Here is a 4,394-nt window from a genome sequence, read left to right on the forward strand (position 1 = left end):
ACAAATCTCTTACTTCCATTTCTACCAGCTCTAATAGCTCTGGATCGTCAACCATATCGGCTTTGTTCAAGTACACAACGATGTAAGGCACACCAACTTGACGTGATAACAAAATATGTTCACGAGTTTGAGGCATAGGACCATCGGCCGCTGAAACAACCAAGATCGCTCCGTCCATTTGTGCTGCACCGGTAATCATGTTCTTAACATAGTCGGCGTGGCCTGGGCAGTCTACGTGTGCATAGTGACGTGCAGCTGACTCATACTCAACGTGCGCTGTAGATATGGTAATACCACGCTCGCGCTCTTCTGGGGCCGCATCAATTTGGTCATAAGCTTTTGCCATGCCGCCATATTTTTTGGCCATAATTGTTGTGATAGCAGCAGTAAGTGTAGTTTTACCATGGTCTACGTGACCAATTGTGCCTACGTTTACGTGCGGCTTTTTACGTTCAAATTTTTCCTTTGCCATCGGAAAATCTCCCCCATTACATTAGTTATTGATTTCATGGTGCCCACAGCTGGAATTGAACCAGCGACCTCTTCCTTACCAAGGAAGTGCTCTGCCCCTGAGCTATGTGGGCTTGGTAACATAGGACTTCTACAGCCTTACTTCTCTCAATGTTTGGAGCGGGTGATGGGAATCGAACCCACACCATCAGCTTGGAAGGCTGAGGTTCTACCATTGAACTACACCCGCATTTTTAGAACTTCGAAATTAATGTCTAATTTCTTGTTCTTAATATCTAGCATGGTGGAGGGGGAAGGATTCGAACCTTCGAAGGCTGAGCCGTCAGATTTACAGTCTGATCCCTTTGACCGCTCGGGAACCCCTCCAAAAAGAACGCCATTTTCTTTCATGAGGCAATTAAAGTCAATAGCTTTTTAGGCATTTGGCAATGTTTTATGTGGTGCTGGCACCAGGAGTCGAACCCGGGACCTACTGATTACAAATCAGTTGCTCTACCAGCTGAGCTATGCCAGCAAAAAATAATTTGGACTGCTACTGTACTTCATTTTAATGTTTTAAACCAGCTTGAACTCTGGTGGTTTATAACAAAATAAAGCCAGCAGTGAATGACAAAGCTGGCTTTAAGGATAAAACCCTGGCGATGACCTACTTTCACATGGGGAGACCCCACACTATCATCGGCGTACGTCTGTTTCACTTCTGAGTTCGGGATGGGATCAGGTGGTTCCAAACGGCTATGGTCGCCAGGAAAACGGGTTTGGGAATGATTCATTCCCAGTGGTAAATATTAAGGGCTTTAACACAAGCATCCACCTAATTGCTTAGGCTCACCTAAATTATCAAATTACTCAGGTTATATGGTCAAGACAATCAGCCAATTAGTACAAGTTAGCTTCACACATTACTGCGCTTCCACACCTTGCCTATCAACGTCGTCGTCTTCAACGGGCTTCATGGGAAAACTCATCTTGAGGGAGGCTTCCCGCTTAGATGCTTTCAGCGGTTATCCCGTCCGAACTTAGCTACCCGGCAATGCAACTGGCGTCACAACCGGTACACCAGAGGTTCGTCCACTCCGGTCCTCTCGTACTAGGAGCAGCTCCTCTCAATTTTCCTACGCCCACGGCAGATAGGGACCGAACTGTCTCACGACGTTCTAAACCCAGCTCGCGTACCACTTTAAATGGCGAACAGCCATACCCTTGGGACCTGCTTCAGCCCCAGGATGTGATGAGCCGACATCGAGGTGCCAAACACCGCCGTCGATATGAACTCTTGGGCGGTATCAGCCTGTTATCCCCGGAGTACCTTTTATCCGTTGAGCGATGGCCCTTCCATTCAGAACCACCGGATCACTAAGACCTACTTTCGTACCTGCTCGAGCCGTCACTCTCGCAGTCAAGCACCCTTGTGCCTTTACACTCTTGGTACGATGTCCGACCGTACCGAGGGTACCTTTGTGCTCCTCCGTTACTCTTTGGGAGGAGACCGCCCCAGTCAAACTACCCACCATACACTGTCCTCATCCCCGATTAGGGGACCAAGTTAGAACTCCAACAATCACAGGGTGGTATTTCAAGGTCGGCTCCATGACAACTAGCGTCGTCACTTCATAGCCTCCCACCTATCCTACACAGTCATTATCAAAGTCCAGTGCAAAGCTGTAGTAAAGGTTCACGGGGTCTTTCCGTCTAGCCGCGGGTATACGGCATCTTCACCGCAATTTCAATTTCACTGAGTCTCGGGTGGAGACAGTGTGGCCATCGTTACGCCATTCGTGCAGGTCGGAACTTACCCGACAAGGAATTTCGCTACCTTAGGACCGTTATAGTTACGGCCGCCGTTTACCGGGGCTTCGATCAAGAGCTTCTCCNGATAACCCCATCAATTAACCTTCCGGCACCGGGCAGGCGTCACACCCTATACGTCTTCTTACGAATTTGCAGAGTGCTGTGTTTTTAATAAACAGTCGCAGCCACCTGGTCTCTGCGGCCTCTCCCAGCTCAATACGTAAAGCATATCACCAGAAAAGGCGTACCTTCTCCCGAAGTTACGGTACCATTTTGCCTAGTTCCTTCACCCGAGTTCTCTCAAGCGCCTTAGTATTCTCTACTCGTCTACCTGTGTCGGTTTGCGGTACGGTTTCCTATAAGCTGAAGCTTAGTGGCTTTTCCTGGAAGCAGGGCATCAATGACTTCCCGGTGCACCAAAGTGCCCGGACCACTTCGCATCTCAGCGTTAATAGAGAGCCGGATTTGCCTAACTCTCCCGCCTACATGCAAGTACCAGGTCAACCAACGCCTGGCTCATCTAGCCTTCTCCGTCCCCACATCGCACTTATAAAAAGTCCAGGAATATTAACCTGGTTCCCATCGACTACGCATTTCTGCCTCGCCTTAGGGGCCGACTCACCCTGCTCCGATTAACGTCGTGCAGGAAACCTTAGACTTACGGCGAGAAGGTTTTTCACCTTCTTTATCGTTACTCATGTCAGCATTCGCACTTCTGATATCTCCAGCAAACTTCTCAGTTCACCTTCACAGACCTACAGAACGCTCCCCTACCACGTGCACTTAGTGCACATCCGCAGCTTCGGTGTATGGTTTTAGCCCCGTTACATCTTCCGCGCAGGCCGACTCGACCAGTGAGCTATTACGCTTTCTTTAAAGGATGGCTGCTTCTAAGCCAACCTCCTGGCTGTCTATGCCTTCCCACATCGTTTCCCACTTAACCATAACTTCGGGACCTTAGCTGGCGGTCTGGGTTGTTTCCCTCTCCACGACGGACGTTAGCACCCGCCGTGTGTCTCCCGTGATTCAATTAGCCAGTATTCGGAGTTTGCATCGGTTTGGTAAGCCATGACAGCCCCCTAGCCGAAACAGTGCTCTACCCCTGGTAATCATTCACGAGGCGCTACCTAAATAGCTTTCGGGGAGAACCAGCTATCTCCGGGCTTGATTAGCCTTTCACTCCTAGCCACACCTCATCCGATAATTTTTCAACATTACCCGGTTCGGACCTCCAGTTGGTGTTACCCAACCTTCATCCTGGACATGGCTAGATCGCCCGGTTTCGGGTCTACTCCCAGCGACTCGCGCCCTATTAAGACTCGATTTCTCTACGGCTCCCCTAAACGGTTAACCTCGCCACTGAAAGTAACTCGCTGACCCATTATACAAAAGGTACGCAGTCACATGTCCGAAAACATGCTCCCACTGCTTGTACGCAAACGGTTTCAGGGTCTATTTCACTCCCCTCTCCGGGGTTCTTTTCGCCTTTCCCTCACGGTACTGGTTCACTATCGGTCAGTAAGGAGTATTTAGCCTTGGATGATGGTCCACCCATCTTCAGTCAGGATTACACGTGTCCCGACCTACTTGTTCGTGTGCTTAGTTCTTCATCCAGCTTCCGTATACGGGACTATCACCCTCTTTGGTCAACCTTTCCAGGTCATTCTACTTAGCTAAATCATAAATCACACCAGGCTCTTCTCCGTTCGCTCGCCGCTACTGAGAGAATCTCAATTGATTTCTGTTCCTTTGGGTACTTAGATGTTTCAGTTCCCCAAGTTCGCCTCCATAGCCTATGTATTCAGCTATAGATGACCGCACAAGTGCGGCCGGGTTTCCCCATTCGGACATCTCTGGTTAAACGCTTGTTTCCAGCTCACCAGAGCTTTTCGCAGGATTCCACGTCCTTCATCGCCTCTTACTGCCAAGGCATCCACCGTTTGCGCTTCTCTTCTTGACCATATAACCTCAGTAACCTGAACATTATACAATCTAGGTTTTCTCGTAGTTTTGCTCCAAGCTTCTCAACTCAGACTACGACGCTTGTGTCGTCTTACAAACTTGCGTTCGTAAAACTGCCTCTTAATATCTACCAAATTGTTAATGAACTTCTGGATTAACCAGATGAAAAA

Annotated in this window: 1 protein-coding gene, 4 tRNA genes and 2 rRNA genes; all 7 read right to left on the reverse strand. The window is 49.0% G+C overall.

The window, feature by feature from the left end:
* Positions 1-472: GTP-binding protein (locus E1O47_RS11775; RefSeq protein WP_133131448.1), on the reverse strand; the 472-nt coding region annotated here is incomplete at its 3' end.
* A 37-nt stretch (positions 473-509) separates the two neighbouring features.
* A tRNA-Thr gene (locus E1O47_RS11780) sits at positions 510-584 on the reverse strand.
* Between the two features lie 42 nt (positions 585-626).
* Positions 627-700: transfer RNA gene (locus E1O47_RS11785), tRNA-Gly, on the reverse strand.
* A 52-nt stretch (positions 701-752) separates the two neighbouring features.
* Positions 753-837 (reverse strand) — tRNA-Tyr (locus tag E1O47_RS11790).
* A 72-nt stretch (positions 838-909) separates the two neighbouring features.
* Positions 910-985, reverse strand: a tRNA-Thr gene (locus E1O47_RS11795).
* Between the two features lie 119 nt (positions 986-1,104).
* Positions 1,105-1,220, reverse strand: a 5S ribosomal RNA gene (gene rrf / locus E1O47_RS11800).
* Between the two features lie 109 nt (positions 1,221-1,329).
* A 23S ribosomal RNA gene (locus tag E1O47_RS11805) occupies positions 1,330-4,222 on the reverse strand.
* Positions 4,223-4,394: the final 172 nt, after the last annotated feature.

Source organism: Legionella yabuuchiae, from assembly GCF_900640115.1.
GTDB classification, from domain to species: domain Bacteria; phylum Pseudomonadota; class Gammaproteobacteria; order Legionellales; family Legionellaceae; genus Legionella_A; species Legionella_A yabuuchiae.